This is a genomic window from Rhodococcus sp. BP-160 (assembly GCF_019836205.1).
In the GTDB taxonomy this organism is placed as follows: Bacteria; Actinomycetota; Actinomycetes; order Mycobacteriales; family Mycobacteriaceae; genus Rhodococcoides.
Genome location: NZ_JABUEK010000004.1, coordinates 221818 through 238703 on the forward strand (window position 1 = coordinate 221818; position 16886 = coordinate 238703).

General features: G+C 61.7%; 12 protein-coding genes. 8 read left to right on the top strand and 4 right to left on the bottom strand.

All coding sequences use genetic code 11. The features are described 5' to 3' along the window. Nucleotides 1-31 precede the first annotated feature (31 nt). From HQ306_RS17280 to HQ306_RS17310, 7 genes are all read left to right on the top strand, one after another. On the top strand, nt 32-1063 hold the full coding sequence (locus tag HQ306_RS17280) for a LacI family DNA-binding transcriptional regulator (protein WP_222632841.1): 1032 nt from the start codon (nt 32-34) through the stop codon (nt 1061-1063). 116 nt (nt 1064-1179) lie between these two features. Continuing rightward, a complete protein-coding gene (locus HQ306_RS17285) occupies nt 1180-2049 on the top strand; it encodes an ABC transporter permease (RefSeq protein ID WP_222632842.1) in 870 nt (289 codons plus the stop codon). 41 nt (nt 2050-2090) lie between these two features. Beyond that, on the top strand, nt 2091-3116 hold the full coding sequence (locus HQ306_RS17290) for an ABC transporter substrate-binding protein (RefSeq protein WP_222632843.1): 1026 nt from the start codon (nt 2091-2093) through the stop codon (nt 3114-3116). An 8-nt stretch (nt 3117-3124) separates the two neighbouring features. Then, nucleotides 3125-3934, top strand: a complete 810-nt coding sequence (locus HQ306_RS17295) for an ABC transporter ATP-binding protein (RefSeq protein ID WP_222632844.1) — start codon at nt 3125-3127, stop codon at nt 3932-3934. A gap of 112 nt (nt 3935-4046) precedes the next feature. Beyond that, nucleotides 4047-4178 (top strand): hypothetical protein, encoded by a 132-nt coding sequence (locus tag HQ306_RS22305; protein ID WP_308115464.1) that lies wholly within the window; start codon nt 4047-4049, stop codon nt 4176-4178. Between the two features lie 65 nt (nt 4179-4243). Further along, entirely contained in the window at nt 4244-4450 is a 207-nt protein-coding gene (locus HQ306_RS17305) for a hypothetical protein (protein ID WP_222632845.1), read from the top strand. Nucleotides 4451-4585: 135 nt separating this feature from the next. Further along, nucleotides 4586-5230, top strand: a complete 645-nt coding sequence (locus HQ306_RS17310; RefSeq protein WP_222632846.1) for a hypothetical protein — start codon at nt 4586-4588, stop codon at nt 5228-5230. 10 nt (nt 5231-5240) lie between these two features. On the opposite strand, the gene HQ306_RS17315 is transcribed toward HQ306_RS17310, so the two are convergent. From HQ306_RS17315 to HQ306_RS17325, 3 genes are all read right to left on the bottom strand, one after another. Beyond that, on the bottom strand, nt 5241-8444 hold the full coding sequence (locus HQ306_RS17315) for an exodeoxyribonuclease V subunit beta (RefSeq protein WP_222632847.1): 3204 nt from the start codon (nt 8442-8444) through the stop codon (nt 5241-5243). Next, complete coding sequence (locus HQ306_RS17320) at nt 8441-11248, bottom strand: PD-(D/E)XK nuclease family protein (protein WP_308116126.1); 2808 nt, start codon at nt 11246-11248, stop codon at nt 8441-8443. The genes HQ306_RS17315 and HQ306_RS17320 overlap by 4 nt, the downstream gene beginning before the upstream one ends. Nucleotides 11249-11578: 330 nt before the next feature. Further along, entirely contained in the window at nt 11579-12025 is a 447-nt protein-coding gene (locus HQ306_RS17325; RefSeq protein ID WP_222632849.1) for a hypothetical protein, read from the bottom strand. A 501-nt stretch (nt 12026-12526) separates the two neighbouring features. On the opposite strand from HQ306_RS17325, the gene HQ306_RS17330 reads away from it, so the two are divergent. Then, on the top strand, nt 12527-14707 hold the full coding sequence (locus tag HQ306_RS17330; RefSeq protein WP_222632850.1) for an AAA family ATPase: 2181 nt from the start codon (nt 12527-12529) through the stop codon (nt 14705-14707). A gap of 111 nt (nt 14708-14818) precedes the next feature. Here HQ306_RS17330 and HQ306_RS17335 read toward each other — a convergent pair whose 3' ends face one another. Next, nucleotides 14819-16885 carry a DEAD/DEAH box helicase gene (locus tag HQ306_RS17335; protein WP_222632851.1) on the bottom strand — a complete coding sequence of 689 codons (2067 nt, stop codon included), beginning with the start codon at nt 16883-16885 and terminating at the stop codon, nt 14819-14821. Nucleotide 16886: the final 1 nt, after the last annotated feature.

Sequence of the window (16886 nt, forward strand, 5' to 3'; positions counted from 1 at the left end):
AGACCGCAACGATTTCGTGGGGGTGGCGAGCATGGCGGCAGTGCGATTGCGTGACGTGGCAGCAGCGGCCGGCGTCTCCCAGGCCACGGCATCACGGGTGCTCAACGGCTCGTCGAGAGTGCCCGGTGAGGGCGTCGCCGACCGAGTGCGCGCCGCCGCAGCCGATCTCGGCTACATCGCGAATGCCCAGGCCCAGGCTTTGGCGCGTTCGTCAACGGGCTTGATCGGCCTCGTCGTCCACGATGTCGCCGACCCCTACTTCTCCTCCATCGTCCGCGGCGTGCAGAACGAGGCACGTGACGCCGGCAAGCTCGTGCTGCTGGCGAGCACCGAGCGCGACTTCGCCATCGAGCGGCAGTCGGTGAGTACGTTCATCTCCCACCGCGCCGATGCCATCATCTTGGCCGGATCGCGGCAGAGCGGCGACCTCGACCGCGCCCTGGAACGCGAATTCGAGGCGTATCGTGACAACGGCGGCCGCGTCGTCGTCATCGGTCAACCCATGCCGTTCGGAGCGGCTGTCGAGCCCGAGAACCATTCGGCATCAGCAGCATTGGCCGAGGCACTCTACGAGCACGGTCATCGGCGCTTCGCCATCATCGGCGGCCCGGGCAACATCCGCACGTCCGCGGACCGTCGCAACGGATTCGTCGAGGCACTGTGCCGCCACGGCATCACGCCCGAGATCGAGGTGGCCGGCGACTTCTCCCGCGACGGTGGGTACAGCGCGGCCCGGCGACTCGCGGCTGCACTCGAACTGACGCCCGGTCACGGCGCTCCCCCGTGCGTCTTCGCCGTCACCGACGTCATGGCCATCGGCGCCATCGCTGCATGGCGTGAGCTGGGCCTGGACGTTCCTGCCGACGTCTGCGTCGCAGGTTTCGACGACATCCCCACCCTGCGGGACCACTTTCCCAGCCTGTCGACGGTCGCCTTGTCGCTCGTCGACATCGGCGAACGTGCCGTGCGGCTCGCGCTCGACCCGTCCGACCGCGCCCTCGACGCGCACGAGTACGCACCGGGGACGGTCATCCTGCGTGCCAGCAGCGCGCTGAGCAGGTAGTTGTCCGTTTTCCTTGACACTGTGGGCGCGATCACACTAGATTCGGCCGCAGCTTCGGAAAGCGCATTCCAGCGGGAGCAGTCGGACCCGCACCACTACTAGCCTTAGGACTCCTCATGGCGGTAACAACGTCGGTCGAGGCCCCACTCGCTGCACCGTCGGCACCGCATCCCGCGCCGACGCGTCGTCGACGGTTCCCCTCGTTCCGCAACACCTGGTCCGGCTTGTGGCGGCCCCTCGCTCTCGTGGCTGCGCTGATAGTCGCGTGGTGGGCGGTCACGACCACCGAAATGGTTGCGCCCTACATCCTCCCGTCTCCCGGAGACACCTGGTCGACGATGATCGACAACGCCTCCTACCTCGCCGGCCACACCTGGGTGACCACGTACGAGACGGTTGCCGGCTTCATCATCGCCTCGCTCGTCGGTGTCGCCGTCGCAGTGGTGATGATCTACTCGTCGTCGATCGAGAAGACGATGTACCCGCTGATCCTCTTCGCCCAGGTCATCCCGAAGATCGCCATCGCACCGCTGTTCGTCGTGTGGCTCGGCTTCGGCGCCAGCCCCAAGATCCTGGTCGCCGTCCTCATGGCCTTCTTCCCCATCGTCATCGCCGGCATGGCGGGCCTGCGGTCCGTCGACCCGGAGATCCTCGAACTGACGTCCACGATGGGCGCGAGCAAGTGGAAGACGTTCTGCAAGGTGCGCTTTCCCGCCTCACTGCCGCAGCTGATGTCCGGCCTCAAGATCGCGGCGACACTCGCTGTGACCGGTGCGGTGGTCGGTGAGTTCGTCGGTGCCAACGAGGGACTCGGCTACGTGATTCTCCAGGCGAACGGAAACATCGACACCGCAATGCTGTTCGCCTCCCTCATCATCATGTCTCTGCTCGGCATCGTCCTGTTCCTCATCATCGAGATCGCCGAGAAGTTCCTCATCCCCTGGCACGCATCGCGCCGCTCCACTGCGTCCGTCGGCGCAGTGTGACCCGCCTGCTGTCCTCCACACCTCCTCGAAAGAAGACTTCCATGAAGCTCAAGACTGCCCTCGTGGCTGCGGTAGCCGCGTCGCTCGCTCTCGCCGGATGTGGCGGCGGCGGTGGCGGTGCGGAGAAGGCGCCCGGCGCCGACGGCGAGACCACCGCGTCCTCGCTGATGCTCAACTGGTACCCCTACGGCGAACACGCACCGTTCTACTACGGCGTGCAGGAGGGGATCTTCGCCAAGCACGGCATCGACCTCACCATCACCGCCGGCCAGGGCTCGACCAAGACCGCGCAGGCCGCCGGCTCCAACCAGACCGACTTCGGCTGGGCCGACTCCGCCGCCGTCATGTCGAACATCGACAAGGGCGTGAAGGTGAAGAGCCTGGGCGTCTTCCTGCAGACGACGCCGTCGGCCGTCCAGGTCTACGCCGACGGTCCCATCCAGACCACCGCCGACCTCGCGGGCAAGACCATCGCCGTCTCCGCCGGTGACGCGCCCACCACCACGTTCCCGATCTTCCTCGATCGCGTCGGTGTCCCCGAGGACCAGGTGCAGCAGCAGAGCCTCGACTCCGCGGGCAAGATCGCCGCGATGCTGTCCGGCCAGGTCGACGGTCTCATCGGCTTCGCGCACGACCAGGGACCGAACATCGCGAACAAGTCGGGCCGAGAGATGCGCTACCTCCGCTACTCCGACGAGGGTCTGAACTTCTTCAGCAACGGCCTCATCGCCAACACCTCGACCATCGAGAGCTCGCCGGAACTGGTGCAGGCCATGGTCGATGCCACCACCGAGTCGTTCGAAGCGGCCATCGCCAACCCCGAAGCGGCGGTGAAGGCCATGGTGGGCAAGGACCCGCAGACCCCGCCGGAGTCGGTGCTGCTGCAGCAGTGGCAGGAGACCATCCCCCTGCTCACCACCGCCACCACCGAGGGCCAGGCACCGGGCGTCAACGCCGAGGAGGACTGGACCAACACCATCTCCATCCTCGGTGACGCAGGCCTGACCGAGGTCGGAGCCGAGCCGTCGAAGTACTGGGACTCCTCCTTCACCTCCAGCAAGGAATGAGCGACGACATGAGCGCCATCACCCACGAACGCCCCACCACCGTCACCGACACCGCCGTCTCGGTCGACAACCTCACCGTCCAGTTCTCGTCCAAGCGTGGCGACGTTACCGCGTTGTCCGACGTCGACCTGAAGGTCGGCAAAGGCGAGTTCGTCTCCATCGCCGGCCCGTCGGGCTGCGGCAAGTCCACACTGCTCAAGGTGGTCGCCGGTCTGACCGGCGCCTCCCGCGGCTCGGTCGAGCTGGCCGGCCGCGAGGTGAAGGGACCGCAGCGCAACATCGGCTACGTCTTTCAGCGCGCCGCACTGCTGGAGTGGCGCACCGTCCGCAAGAACATCCTGCTCCAGGGCGAGATGCGCGGCATGAATAAGAAGGCCGCCGCGGCGAAGGCTGATCAACTGATCGAGATGACGGGCCTGACGGGCTTCGAGGGAGCACTCCCCCACGAACTGTCCGGCGGCATGCAGCAACGCGTCTCGCTGTGCCGGGCCCTGCTGCACGAGCCCGAGGTGCTGCTGATGGACGAGCCGTTCGGTGCGCTCGACGCCCTCACCCGCGAAAAGATGAACGTCGAACTGCACCGCATCTGGCGGGAGACAGGGACGACGGTCATGCTGGTCACCCACTCCGTCGCCGAGGCCGTCTACCTTGCCAACCGAGTGGTCGTCATGAGCCCGAGGCCGGGGCGGATCGTCGACATCCTCGACGTGGACCTGCCGGCGCACCGGGAGTACAGCGCCACTATGGAAAGGCCGGAGTTCATCTCCGTTGCGAACACGGTAAGGGATCTGCTGGGGGCTACGACGGGGGCGGACTAGGTTGTCGGCGGTCTCGACGGGGCGGCCGAGGGCCCGACCGAAACGTCGAGACCGGGCAGTCCGATCGGGTGTGGTCGTCATACACAGCGCTTTGTGACAAATCGGTGACGACATCGCAGTCTCCACCAGTGGCACCGCCGGACCGGGCGGCGACACCGAACTCAAATCGGTCGGGCACGGTGTGCTTCGGCATCGCTGTTGCGGGCCAACCTACAGTGACGCGAACCACGCGCCCTCACGGTGATCGTGGGAGAGGCTGTTCGTCGTAGTCGCGACGCACACGATCATCGACGCTCTGAAAGAGAGATCATGACGCGTGTCGGACTGGTCCTGAGACCTGAACTGCCGCCCGAGGTCATCGCCGAAGCGGCTCGACATGCGGACCGCTCCGGAATCAACGAAGTGCGGCTTCGGGAAGACTGCTGCCACGGCGCGTTCGCGATCCCGGCCGCCGTTCTGACGACGACCGACCACGTTGAATGTCGGCATCGGCGTTCTGCCGACACCGCCGCCTAGTGCTGCGGCTGCAAAACGCCCCTCCTCCTTATCAGCCGAGCCGTCAGCCCGTAGTGAAGGAACCCACTGCCCGTGCCGGGGAACGCCGCATGACGGCCATCGTGGCTTGTCGTACCCCTCCGCCATCATGCACCTGTGCAACGTTCTTCTCAGCCGCCCGACGATGTCCGCGCCTATGGATTCACCGGAGGGCTGCCCGACGAGCTGGAGATCCCTCAGCTCCACGTCAGTCCGGCGGACGCCGCGCTCAAATTTTGGAGTGGGGGCGATGCGCCGCAGGGACTCGTGGTGCAGAGCCGTGGCGGTGCACGCACTCGTCATCGGTGGAGCGATCACGACTCCGCGATGATGTCCCTGTTCGCGGGCAACATTGCCGTCAGCGAGTTCGAAGCGACTAATGCGGATTACAGCCATCCGCGTCGAGCTCTCGTCGTGTCGGAATCGGCCATCCTGTACTCGTCTACAACGATGATTGCCGAGATCAGACCAATCAGGAGGCACATTCATCGACTCGCGCAGCGTAGCGTTGACTATCCAAATATCGATCCGACGCTACGGGCAGCTTTGTGGTCGGCTGCGATGACGGCCTGGTGTGCCGAATTGGTCGTTGGATCCCGTACCTCTTCAGAGAGCACGAGACTCTGGATATATTCCGTAGAAAGTGTGCGCCTCGCGACAGACAACGACCCGCATTTCTCAGACCGACTGAAGTTGTGGTTGGACGAATATCTGCGCATGACGGCGTACATGGTGGAACGCGCACGCAGACCCGAAGAGTGAGAACACTCTGCTATCGAGCCGTCGCACGCTCCCTACTGATCACCGTCGCCCCGCCTGGCCGGCAGAAGATCAACTCGAGCCGGCATACCTCGTCACCAACAGCTTTGCCCAACAGCGACGCATAGATTGCGAGCTGCACCCAATACTCCGCAATCGTTAGGTCTGTGACACCCACATCCGTCTTGTAGTCGGCGATCACGAGACCCCCCGAAGTGTCGCGATAGACCAGGTCAGCGATACCGTCGACCACGGTACGACCATCCGGCGCCAGGCCGATCAGCGGCACCTCCCGCCAGTGCTCCGACTCCGCGGCTCGGCGCACCGGTTCCGACTCCAGGGCCGACTGCGCCAGCAACACAAAGCGATCGGGGTCCTCGAGACCGGCCAGCGACGCCGCCGCCCGCGCCTTCACTTCGTAATCGGGGTCTGTCAACTCGACGGCTTCCATCAGTGCGTGCAAAACAACTCCGAGTTCCGGGCCGTGATCGACAGCCCCCACCGACGGCGGCACTATCTCTGCTGAAGCACGAACGGTGAAACTGTGATCGCGATAACCGGCCAGCACTTCTCGCGCGACGTCGGTGGCAGCGTGCGCGATTGTGGTCGGCGACATCGACGCCACTATCGACGACGTCTCTTTTACACGAGCGCTGATGGCCTGCCACTGATCCCACGCCTCCGACTCACCCGTCTCAGAACTACCTCGATCTTCGATGCGAACCACATCGAGCAGCGCAGGCGATCCGGAATCAGCGATGTCGAGAACCTTGCCCCAGGCCCGACCCGTCGGTGCGTAGCCCGAGAACGCGAGGAGGCTCTCGGCGCGCGTGCAGGCCACATACAGCAGACGGATTCGCTCAGCCTCGGTGTGCTTTTTCTCGACGACGTTGGCTGCCGAGAAGCCCACTGTCTGGGTGGCCGCGCCGATATTGGCGTGCAGCTCACCATCGTCGTCCCAGATCACCGCCTCCGACCCTTGGCGGAAGCCACCGCTCATTCCGGCGACGATCACGAACGGAAACTGCAGCCCCTTGGCTGCGTGGATGGTCATGATCCGCACCGCGTTGACACCGATCTCCGGCAGCACCGCCTCGGCGACACGTGCGTCCTCCTCACTCTGCGTCGCCGCCCAATCGAGATAGTCCCGCAGATTGCCGCGGTCGTCGTCGTACCACGCGTGCGCCTGGTCGATGACGAACCGCAGGCGGCGCCACACATCTCGGTGCCGAGGTGAATCCATCGACACTTCGAACACCCGGCGATCAGTCGCCACACGGCTGAGCAACGCACCGGGGTTCATGGTGCCGAGGTCGAACCACACTGCTTTGAAATACGCGAGAGCGTGGGCAACCGGCGATTCCTCCAGACCCGCGGGCGCATCACCGAACCAGTTCCACCTGCCGTCGGCGCTTTTCCACCTCAGCAGATCGTCGTCACCGCAACCGAACAGCGGAGTCCGCAACGCCGCAACCAGTGCTGCTTCGTCCGCGGTGTTCGCGAGAGCTCGACACGCCAGCAGCAAATCGTGCACTTCCTGCGTCGAGTACACCAGTGACGATGCTTCGGAGCGAAATTCGATACCCGCGTTGTCCAAGGACTTTTCTAGGTACGGCAGCACCCCACGGGACGGGATCAGAATGCAGATGTCGCGCAACATGATCGGCTCGTGGGTGTACGCGCCGTAGCCGCCAACTTCCTTCTGCCAACCTTCCGTCGTCGCGGTGTAGATGATCTTGGCGACGTCGCGCGCTTCCCGTGCCCGCAGTGCGTTGGACTTCGTCATCAATTCTTCGCTGTCGACCGGCGTGGTCGGGTCCATGAACACGAACGGCTTCGGGCCGGTATCGGATGTCCATGCAGGGCGCCCGGGCGCGGGGTCGAGTGGTGTGTAACTTGGCTGCACATGGCCGTCGGCGACGATGGCGCGACCGAACACCTCGTTGATCCAGTCGAGCACAGCTTTTGTCGAGCGAAAGTTGGTCGACAACGTGGCGATGCCGTCGCCGGCGAGGTCGCGTGCGGCCATGTAGGCGGCGATATCGGCGCGGCGGAAACGGTAGATCGACTGCTTGGGGTCACCGACGGTGAACAGTCGGCCGGGTTTGCCGTCGACGATCAGTCGGGCCAGCTCGAGCTGCAACGGGTCGGTGTCCTGGAACTCGTCGAGCATGACACGTTGATAGGCGGCATGGACGGCTGCTTGCACATCCGAGTTCTCGAGCACGTCACGGGCATACACCAGAAGGTCGTGGAACTCGAGACGGCCTTCGCGGCGGCGGTGAGCCGCCTCATCGACGATGACGACCGCGAGGTGGTGCAGCAACACCTCGATGGCGCTGGATACGTAGCGAGTCCGCACCTCGGAAGCGGACGCCTTCAAGTTGTTGATCAGATCTTTGACCGCCTGCATCCCTCCGCCCCAACTGCCGGCTCTGCCTCCACGTCCCGAGCTGGGACACAGCAACGCGACGGCGAGCCACCCTGCACTCCCCCTGCTGTCGGCCAGGTCTTTGCGCCACGCCGCCACCTTGTCGAGGTGGAGAACAAGTTTGTCGTCGGGGTCGGAGCACGCCGACTTGTTGTCGACCACCAGATCAGCCTGACGCAGCAGATCATCGATATCAGGAATGGCCATGACAGGAGCGACCTCTGCGACCACCAGCCGATCCCAGCTTCGGTCCAGAGCATCGGCGAACGTGCGAACCTGGTCGAGCGAAGCACCGGACGCGACGATCACTTTCATCGCATCGGCCAGTTCCGCGGGCGTGGTCGAGGAGTCACCGAACAGGTGCGACTGGATCCGGCGCCAGCGACGCTCGAACGACAGTTGCGAGCCCATTGCGTCAACCACTTGAAGTCGCGGCGGTACCCCCGCTTCGAGGGGATGCTCACTGACGATGCGGGCCGCGAAGGCGTGCAACGTACCTATAGCGGCAGTGTCGACCTGCAGCAACGCGCGTTCGGCCAGACCGCCTGTGTGCTTCGCCAGCTCGACGCGGACCCGCTCCCGCAATTCAGCAGCGGCTTTCTCGGTGAAGGTGATGGCGGCAATGCGATCGAGTTCGATGCCGTCCTCGAGCACGAGGTGACAGATGCGTCGGACCAGTGAGTGCGTCTTTCCGCTCCCAGCGCCCGCTTCGACGAACAGCGTTGCTGCAGTGTCGCTTTCGATACGGTCGCGTTCCGTCGAGTCGACCAGGTCTCGGGATATCATGAACGCTCGTATTTCCGCCGGTAGCCGTCGATTTCGGGCACGTCCTCGAGGCTCGACCAGGCACGTTCGAGACCGCGTTTGCCGACGAGAGCCAGCAGATCGTCGGTGAGGTACGACTCGGTTGTGCGCGGCGGAAAGTAGCCGGAGGTTATCGCGGTGTGAATCAGGGAGACATCGTCGATCAGGACGTCGAGCACTCCGTCGGTCAGCGGGTATCCGACCTCATCGAACTGACCTTTGCTGGTGATGAACCAGTAGCGGGTAACGACGTCGGTGCCGAGAGTCCGCGCGAACAGTCCATAGACGGGCAGCTGGAACTTGACGCCACTATCGGTCGGCGAACTACTGGTGAGTTTGCTGAAGTACTTGGCCTGTCCCGACTTGTAGTCGGTGACGCGAACACGGCCGTCACTGTGGATGTCTACGCGGTCGATCGATCCGTTGAACTTGACTACTCCCCCGTCAACAGTGATGACCGCGTCGCTGTCCGCGAACGTCTTCTCGACCATCAAGGGCGACCATCCATTGGCGTGATCGGCAGCATCGTGCGCGAACCACACCGTGAGATCGTCGCGGATCAGAGCGCGGTCCTTGTCCCACAGCTGTGGCAACCATCCCGGGGCGCTTTCCTGTGCTGTGACCAGCTCCCGGTCGGCTATGGTGAGGAGACGGTCGAGAGACGGCTCCTCACCGTCGAGCACCGTCCGGATGTAGTGCTCCAGAATTGCGTGGATCAGCGTTCCCTTTGCGAGTGCACCGATCTGCGCGGACGCATCCGGATCAACCAGCGCCCGAACTTTCAGCACATGGGAAAGAAAGAACTTGTACGGGCTCGCGACCCACGCTTCCAGGCCGGTAGGCGCCACTGAACCATCGAAGTAGCGCAGCAGCTCTTTCACATTCGAGACGTTTCCATTGAACCGCGTGAAACGGCCCTCGAGTCGGTCGCTGCGTAGGGCCATGCCGTTGGTGATGACCGGGTCGATCAATACGCTCTGTCGGCCACGAGCATCCACAGCCGCTAGGGCACGTTGGCGCCATTCGGTAGCCGACCCAGAGCTCACTCCGATGCGGCTGTCCACCTTCTGGATTGCCGAGTCGAACGACTCGATGGTGACAATGCCGGGTGTGCTGACCGTGTCCTTCTGCCAATCAACGACACCCACTGGTTTCCCAGCGAGATACTCCATCGTCGGTAGGAGCCAGCGTGACGGAACCTTCTCAGCGCCGCCGCGGAGACTGCCGCGCGGGAACGTGGCGATGCGATGGGAGCGGCCCGCGGCCAGTGCCAGGGTCCATAGCCGACGGTCGTGCGCGATGTTATCGGCGGTGGTACGGCCTGTGAGTTCGGGCGGCAGTAGCGGATCGGCGCGCCGACGGGCAGGAATGATGCCTTCGGCGGCGCCGACGATGATCGACACCTCCAAATCGCGGCCGGCTGCTGCCGACAGCGGGCCGACGGTGACCGCAGCGGCGGCGTCGCCCACGGTGCGGTTGATGGCGTCGATGCGGCTGGCAAGCGCGTCGGCGATGCGGTTGCTCGACGGCTTCGGCGCGATGCCGTCGAGATCGGCTATGTCACGGACGATCCTCCCGATCAGCGAATGGTCGACGCTCGCCTGCTCAGTGGTCGGCGCGGCGAAATGGTCATCGATCAGGGCCTCGATTGCCGTCGATGCATCCGCCCACGTTGTCGACGATGCGAGGGCAGAGAGGGTCTGCCGCAATGTCGTCACGAAACCGTGCATGGCGATGGCTGTGTCGTGGAACGTTGCATCGGGTTCCACGCCTGCGAGGCGGTCCCAGTCGGTGCCGCTGACGATCGGCACCTGCTTGCGGGTCAGGTGCTCCAGCTTCGACTGCGAGATCGGCGCGTCGTTCAGCATTGGTCGTTTCACCGCACGCCCCGCCAGCGCGGCCAGCAGGTCGCGGCGAGGAACTTCTGCGGGATCCAGCTCGAGCAACGCGATCAGTGATCGAGCAATAGGACGGTCGGCGAGACCGTGACACTCCGGTGCGGTGAAGGCAATGTCGCCGGCGGCGAAGTGCTCATGCAGCAGCCGCAGGTAAGGATCACGAGAGCCGTAGAAGACGCCGATCCGATGACCAGGTATCCCGTCTGCGAGGTGGGCCCGGACGATGCGCGCGAGGGCCCGCACTTCATCGTCGGCGTCGGAGGCGTGAACGACCAGCGAACCGTGGACAGTGTCGGTGGCATCGACGGTGATTCCCCGCTTCTGCATCACGTCGAGGAGGTGCGCAGACGCTGCGTCGACCGGGGTGGGCAGATAGACGATGATCGCGCCGAGTTCATCGAGGTTGGCGAGCGCAGCCGCATACGCCTCGTGGCGCAAGTAATAGGAATCGCTGTGCACGGCCACCGCAAGACGGTGGATGCGCAGCATCTCGTCCACGAGTGTGGTCGACTCAGCCTGCGGGTTGGCGTATCCGGTCAGGTCAAATGATGCGGTGGCCAAGGCTTGGGCGGTGATGGGTTGGTCCGCAACGTGGTCGAATCGACCCGGCTCGGCGTCGAGGATTCGCTCGATGGACGCCTCGAGCAGCGGATAAGGCAGTGGGAGTCGCGGTGTCAGCGCTGGCGCTGCGAGAACGTCGACAGCAGCATCGAGGGTCACGATGCGGGTGTTGGCAGATCCGCCGCTGAGCGCTAGTGCTCGGGTGACGTCTCGCCGGGCGTCGGGGCTGGGGACGACTACCGTCAGCGTGCGCAGTGAGTCAGCAGACTTAGACGCCACGACTGCCGCGACGAGTCGGTACGGCGCTGAATGGTCCACGGTGATCACCATTCCCTAGGTACACGACATTCGTCGAAGATTGAGCACGTCCCCGATTCCGAACGGCCGGCCCGTCTGGGCCAAATCGACGCGCTCAAAGCTTGACTTCGTGCTGAGTTGCACGTCTGCTTCTGGCAAATCCCCAGCCGATCTCCCCCTTCGGACCCGTGCATCCTCCTATAGACGACACCGCGCGCTACCCGGGTCCGCCTCGACGGCCTCTTCACTGGCTATTTCGCTAGAGGCGCACCAAGACGTTTCGAGCGTCGGACCGGATGACGCCACGAAGCGGCAGGCGTTCGAGACGACCACAGTCACGACGCACCAAAACGGCAGCGCTCAATACCCGCAGGCTCTTAGAACCGTGACATCATCACGGAGGCACACCCACCCGTGAGCCTGCAGTTCGGCCACAATCGCAGCCTCCGATTCAGGTTGTAGCATCAAGAACTGACCATTCAACACACTATCCTCGACCCTACCGAAACGGTCAACAACACTTTTGGGAACTTGCACGAGCATGAGCTTGGCCGGCCACTCCGGCCAATCACCGTCCACGTGGCCCGGGATGTCGTCCAACTCGAAGCGGGTCTCGTCGTCCGGCTGATCGACCTCATACGCGGAAAATCTTGAGCTGATTTCGTCCAAGGAGTCCTTGTCGAGAGCTGCACGAGCCTCACCCCAGTTTGCGAATTCTGAACGGAGCGCGCTCAACCGCTGAGCGAGATCCCGCCTTACAAAGATGAGGTTGCCGTCAACATCGCCGTACACGTACGAATCATCCATGACTTATCTTCTCACTTATTGGTCCCGGACAGGGTGTTTTCGCGATGTTGAGCGGTCACCAATAGTCAGCTTCATGCGAAGTTCCACGCAGAGTGGCCCTGGATGGTCTGAATCAATAAATCGCCCCAATCGCTGCCATGCGCGCCAACCTCGCCTTGGTCACGCGGGCTCTCACCCATCTGTCTCCGCGCCCTCTCACGCGCAAGCACCGGTCAGTAACTTTAATATCTCGAAAGGTGCGGCGGCACGCGGTCGGTTCTCCACACGACGTCCAAGTCGCACCCCACCACCATGGAACTGCACATCTGGTCCGACCCGCTCATCACGCAGCACCAATCCATATCAACGGCATACGCAGCTTTCGTATGCTGGCCTTCGGCCGCATCAGAGAGCGCCCGGAACCAGTCACTTTGTTCCTGTCTACCTTCGAGGTGCGACTTTCCTGGCATCTTGTAGCAGAATCGGGCCCCGCCGCCGATCACCGTATCGTAGGATTGACCCATGCCCTTCATAAGCCAAGGTTATCTGGTGACAGGCCTGTCGGCGCGGCCAGAAACATCATTGAACGAATCCATCCACTTCGAGTTCCACCAGGGCACGAGTGCGCTTTATGGCCTCAATGGTTCAGGAAAAACTTCGGTTCTTCGATCTATCGATGCTGCCCTAAGTGGCGGCCGAGATGGCAAAGCAGGAAGTATGAACGACTTACACATTCAAATAATCGATCATAACCAGGCGGAGGCGAACTCATTTCTTGACCACCTATCGACCTTCATCGATGACGCTATTTCAAGGATTTATGGCGAAGTATTCTCCCCAGGCAGCATCGATGACGAAGGCTGGTATACAGGCAACGGTGCGCAGCCAAACAGAGATCTATACTTCGTGGGCAAAGATCCGGGACGAAATAGTAAAGACCTTTCGTTTGCGAACAAGCTAAAAAAATTTGTCGATCTGTACGCGATCAAGAATGAACTCATCGGCGATCACACCGACTTTCTTGAGTCCATCGCTTCTGACGTCCGCCTCACCCTCAGAGCCACAGGCAACGGAACCTGGTCAGTTTGGATAGCCGGGCGACCAAATGAAGCAGGCTTGATTTCGGAGCACTTGAACAATCTCTTCCTAATTTTCAAAAAGTTTCTACAGGACCCTGTGCCTGACCGTCAGGTGGTCGAATGGGAACCCGACATGATTCAGGAAATGAAAGCATCGTTTTCATACATTGTTAAACCGACAGCATCGGGAGAACATGCAGTCGAGGATATTCGAAGATTTCCAGAATGGGTACAAATTCCCCTTATTCATCTAGGTGACGGGTTCTCCGAGCCTGCCGTCGTCGCTATCAGCGAAAGTAGTGCGTCCCACAACCTCGACCACCAAACCTTGCTGACACTGACAAGTCGGTTCCTGCTAAAAAGCGATAATGCCACCGAGCTACCAGACAATGAATTCACCAAATCGTTGGAACTAATTAATGTAGCCAACCGGCAAATCGAACACAGGGCAAACAAGTTTTTGTCAACGTTCCTACCAGCATCTCCAGAAATACGATTCAATCTCCGGAATCAGGGGGATCTGTTTGTTGGCCTTCGCCCTTGCTGGGAATTTCTCCTCCAAAGATCGGACCAGTCGCTGCGCCGACACATTCGGCACTTGTCCCAGGCGCAGTTACGCTGGGCAGAAGCTTCTGTCAGCATGGCCCTCGCCGAAGTTACCGATCGTCCAGTTATTTTCCTCTGCGACGAACCCGAAGCTGGATTACATCGTCTCGCTGAAAGAGCTCTGGCACGGGGATTGGTAGACATATCGAGTTCGGATCAACTGAATATTGTGGTCGCGACACATTCCCCCCATGTTCTCGATCAGGCAGAGATACATAAAACATTGATCTCTCGCGAGCCGACAACAGGTACGATAAATAACCGTCAGCTAGACCTCGCATTTTCTGATACCTTGGTGTCATCGGTATTGGGCATCGAGGCTGGCCTGACATTCAGTGATATCTTGCAGCTGATGCGAGTTGCTGTAGTTGTCGAGGGCCTCCACGACGAAATCGTCTTTGCCCGACTCCTTCGACCTCAATTAGACGCTGCGCACGCGCGTCTAATGCCTATTCGCGGTGCCAAAAGGCTCAAATCGTTGGCCGAGGCTCGACTACTTTTTTCAGCGACCGAAGCAAAAATCCTTGTGGTTGTTGACAACATTCAGAATAGCAAGCTCGACAGCCTGTGGTCGGCAATCACGGCCGCTGCGGCGGTCGGTGACTTTGAACTGGCGCGCAGCACCGCTGCCACAATTGCCACCCTAGGGAACGACGAGGGCCAATTTCTCGGAGAGCTAGCGACGGCTGCTTTGGAATTCGGTAATATCGACCGAATCGAAGTGCACGGACTCTCGCAACCCGACGTGATTTGCTACCTGCCAACGGCGAGCTTCTTGGGACCCGAAGCTCCATCATGGCCGCAAATAATTAGAGAATGGACTGCCAAGATGAGAAATAGGCCTTCGAATATTAAGAAATATTTGAAGGATGCCGGATATCTTCCGCAAGACTCTCGCGAGATCGACGACCTGGTAGTTAGCGCTGCCGAGTCAGCGGCTAACGGCGCCGAGTTGTTGGATCCGGACATCATAGCCTTAGGCGAGCGTATAATGGCATTGTCGACGATACGGAGGTAAGCGAAGGGCGCGATGTAGTTGCGGCCCGGCCCGAAACCCATTCCGGGAAATTGCACATAGGATCCGCGGGGTGAAAAGTTTAATCGTAGCCCACAGTCAGACACGATCTATTTAGTCCATCAATCGAACAATAGCGGCCCCGGCGGTTGCCCTGGCGCCGTGTGCGTCTGATAGCCGTTCGCCCAGTGTTCTGCCTGCAAGTTCGAAAGGAAGCGCCACCGAGAATTTCAGGCCGGTAATTGCCCCCGCGTCGACCTGCGGAACTGCGAATGGATCAGCGCGTCTGATGTCACTGATCTTGATCTCGTCCGGTAGAACAACACTCTCGTTCTCGACACCCCGCGCAATGACGCCCAGACCAGCCAATAACGTCGCGTTTGCTTTGAGACCCGCCCACGTCCATAACCGCGCACCTCCGCTTGCACGGGATCGCATTACTACACCGTCAGCGTTAACCTCCGAGGTGCGTTCGTCTCGAAGGCGGTGCATTGCTACCCGGACACGTTTCGAAACGTTGACGGCTGGATCTGCACCGAGCAGTACCTCGCGTTTGGCTTGGCACAATTCAAAAGACTGTGCCACCGCGCTGGACGGCCACCTGACTTCGCCCCGCGTCGATACCTCTTCGACCCATACCGTGAACCGCGACCAGTCGACACTTCTTATATGCCACCCGCGACCTGCAAGCACGAGCGGTCGTTGACTACGGAAAGCGGAAAGCGGAATCGCGAGCGGCGAAATGAAACCAATCTCTTTGGTTCCCGCCACAACACGCAACTCAAGATCCGCCACAAATGTCGACAGCAGGTCCATGAAATGCCGCTTCCCGAACTCCTTTTCCGCGCGCGGGCCGATCATCAACAACCCGGAATCCTCGACCAAGAATTCACGTTCGCGCAGGAACCCGAGCACTTCCTCGCCATCTGCCATCAGCTGCAGGTCACCCCACCACTTCGACCAGTCGGATGCGCCGAACTCACCTTCCTGCAGGGCCAAAGCGAGGAGTTGTTGGGCAGCTAGGTGACGTGGATGGGGTGGAGCGACGACGTCTTCGACGAATCCCCGTTTCCACAAAAGTAGGACAGCGGCCGCGTCAAGCAAACCGTTAAGACTGGTCGCGAGAAACAGAGTGTTGCGACTTGTCCCGGGGCGCCTTCCAGTGCGGCCGAGACGCTGCAAGAAGGACGAGACAGTGCGCGGGGCATCGATTTGGATGACCCGGTCGAGGTCGCCGATGTCGATACCGAGCTCGAGCGTCGAGGTCGCCACGATGACTGTGTCCTTGGCTTCCGCGAAAGCTAGTTCGCTTACTTGTCTTTCGTCGGCCGACAGCGACGAGTGAGACACGTAAGTCTGAACGTCTCGCTCGCGGAGAAGAAAAGCAAGTTCCTCCGCTGAACGGCGCGATTCCGCGAACACCAGCCTCTTCTCACCTCGATGAAGTCGAGAGATCACCGTGGCCGCGTTCTCCATGCTGCCAACGTAATCGAGGGTGACCTCCGGTTCGACGGGGGAGCGTGAGTCCTCACGCACCACGGCGACCGGCCCACGACCAGAGGTCGAGCCCTGCATCCAAACACCGACGGTGTCAGGATTGCCCACAGTGGCTGACAGTCCCACCCGTTGGATCTTGTGACCAGCTATCCGCTCCACCCGCTCCAACACCGCGAGTAGATGCCAGCCCCGATCAGAGGCTGCGAACGCGTGCAGCTCATCAATCACGACGGCGCGCACCGAACCAAGAAATCGCTCGTGGTCGACCCGACGGGATACGAGCATGGCTTCGAGAGATTCTGGAGTGGTCAAAAGGATGTCGGGCCGGTCGGCGAGCATTCTGCGTCGCTCGGACTGACCCACGTCCCCGTGCCACAGCCCAACGCTGCGGCCGAGCCACGAACCATAGGCGATCAACCGGGGATAGAGGTTGTTCAACAGTGCACGAAGCGGTGTGACATATAGGACCGATGTTCCCGACCAGTTGCCTTGAACCATCTCCGAGAGCAATGGGAAGAGGGCTGCTTCGGTCTTGCCTCCGGCCGTGGGCGCGACTAGCACACAGTCAGTTCCAGACCTCACCGGCTTCACCGACGCCGTCTGCAACGGCCTCAGCCCTGGCCAACCCAATGAGTTGGCGACGTGGTATTCGATGGCCGCGTCAAGCCCTGTTGGAGCGGTCATT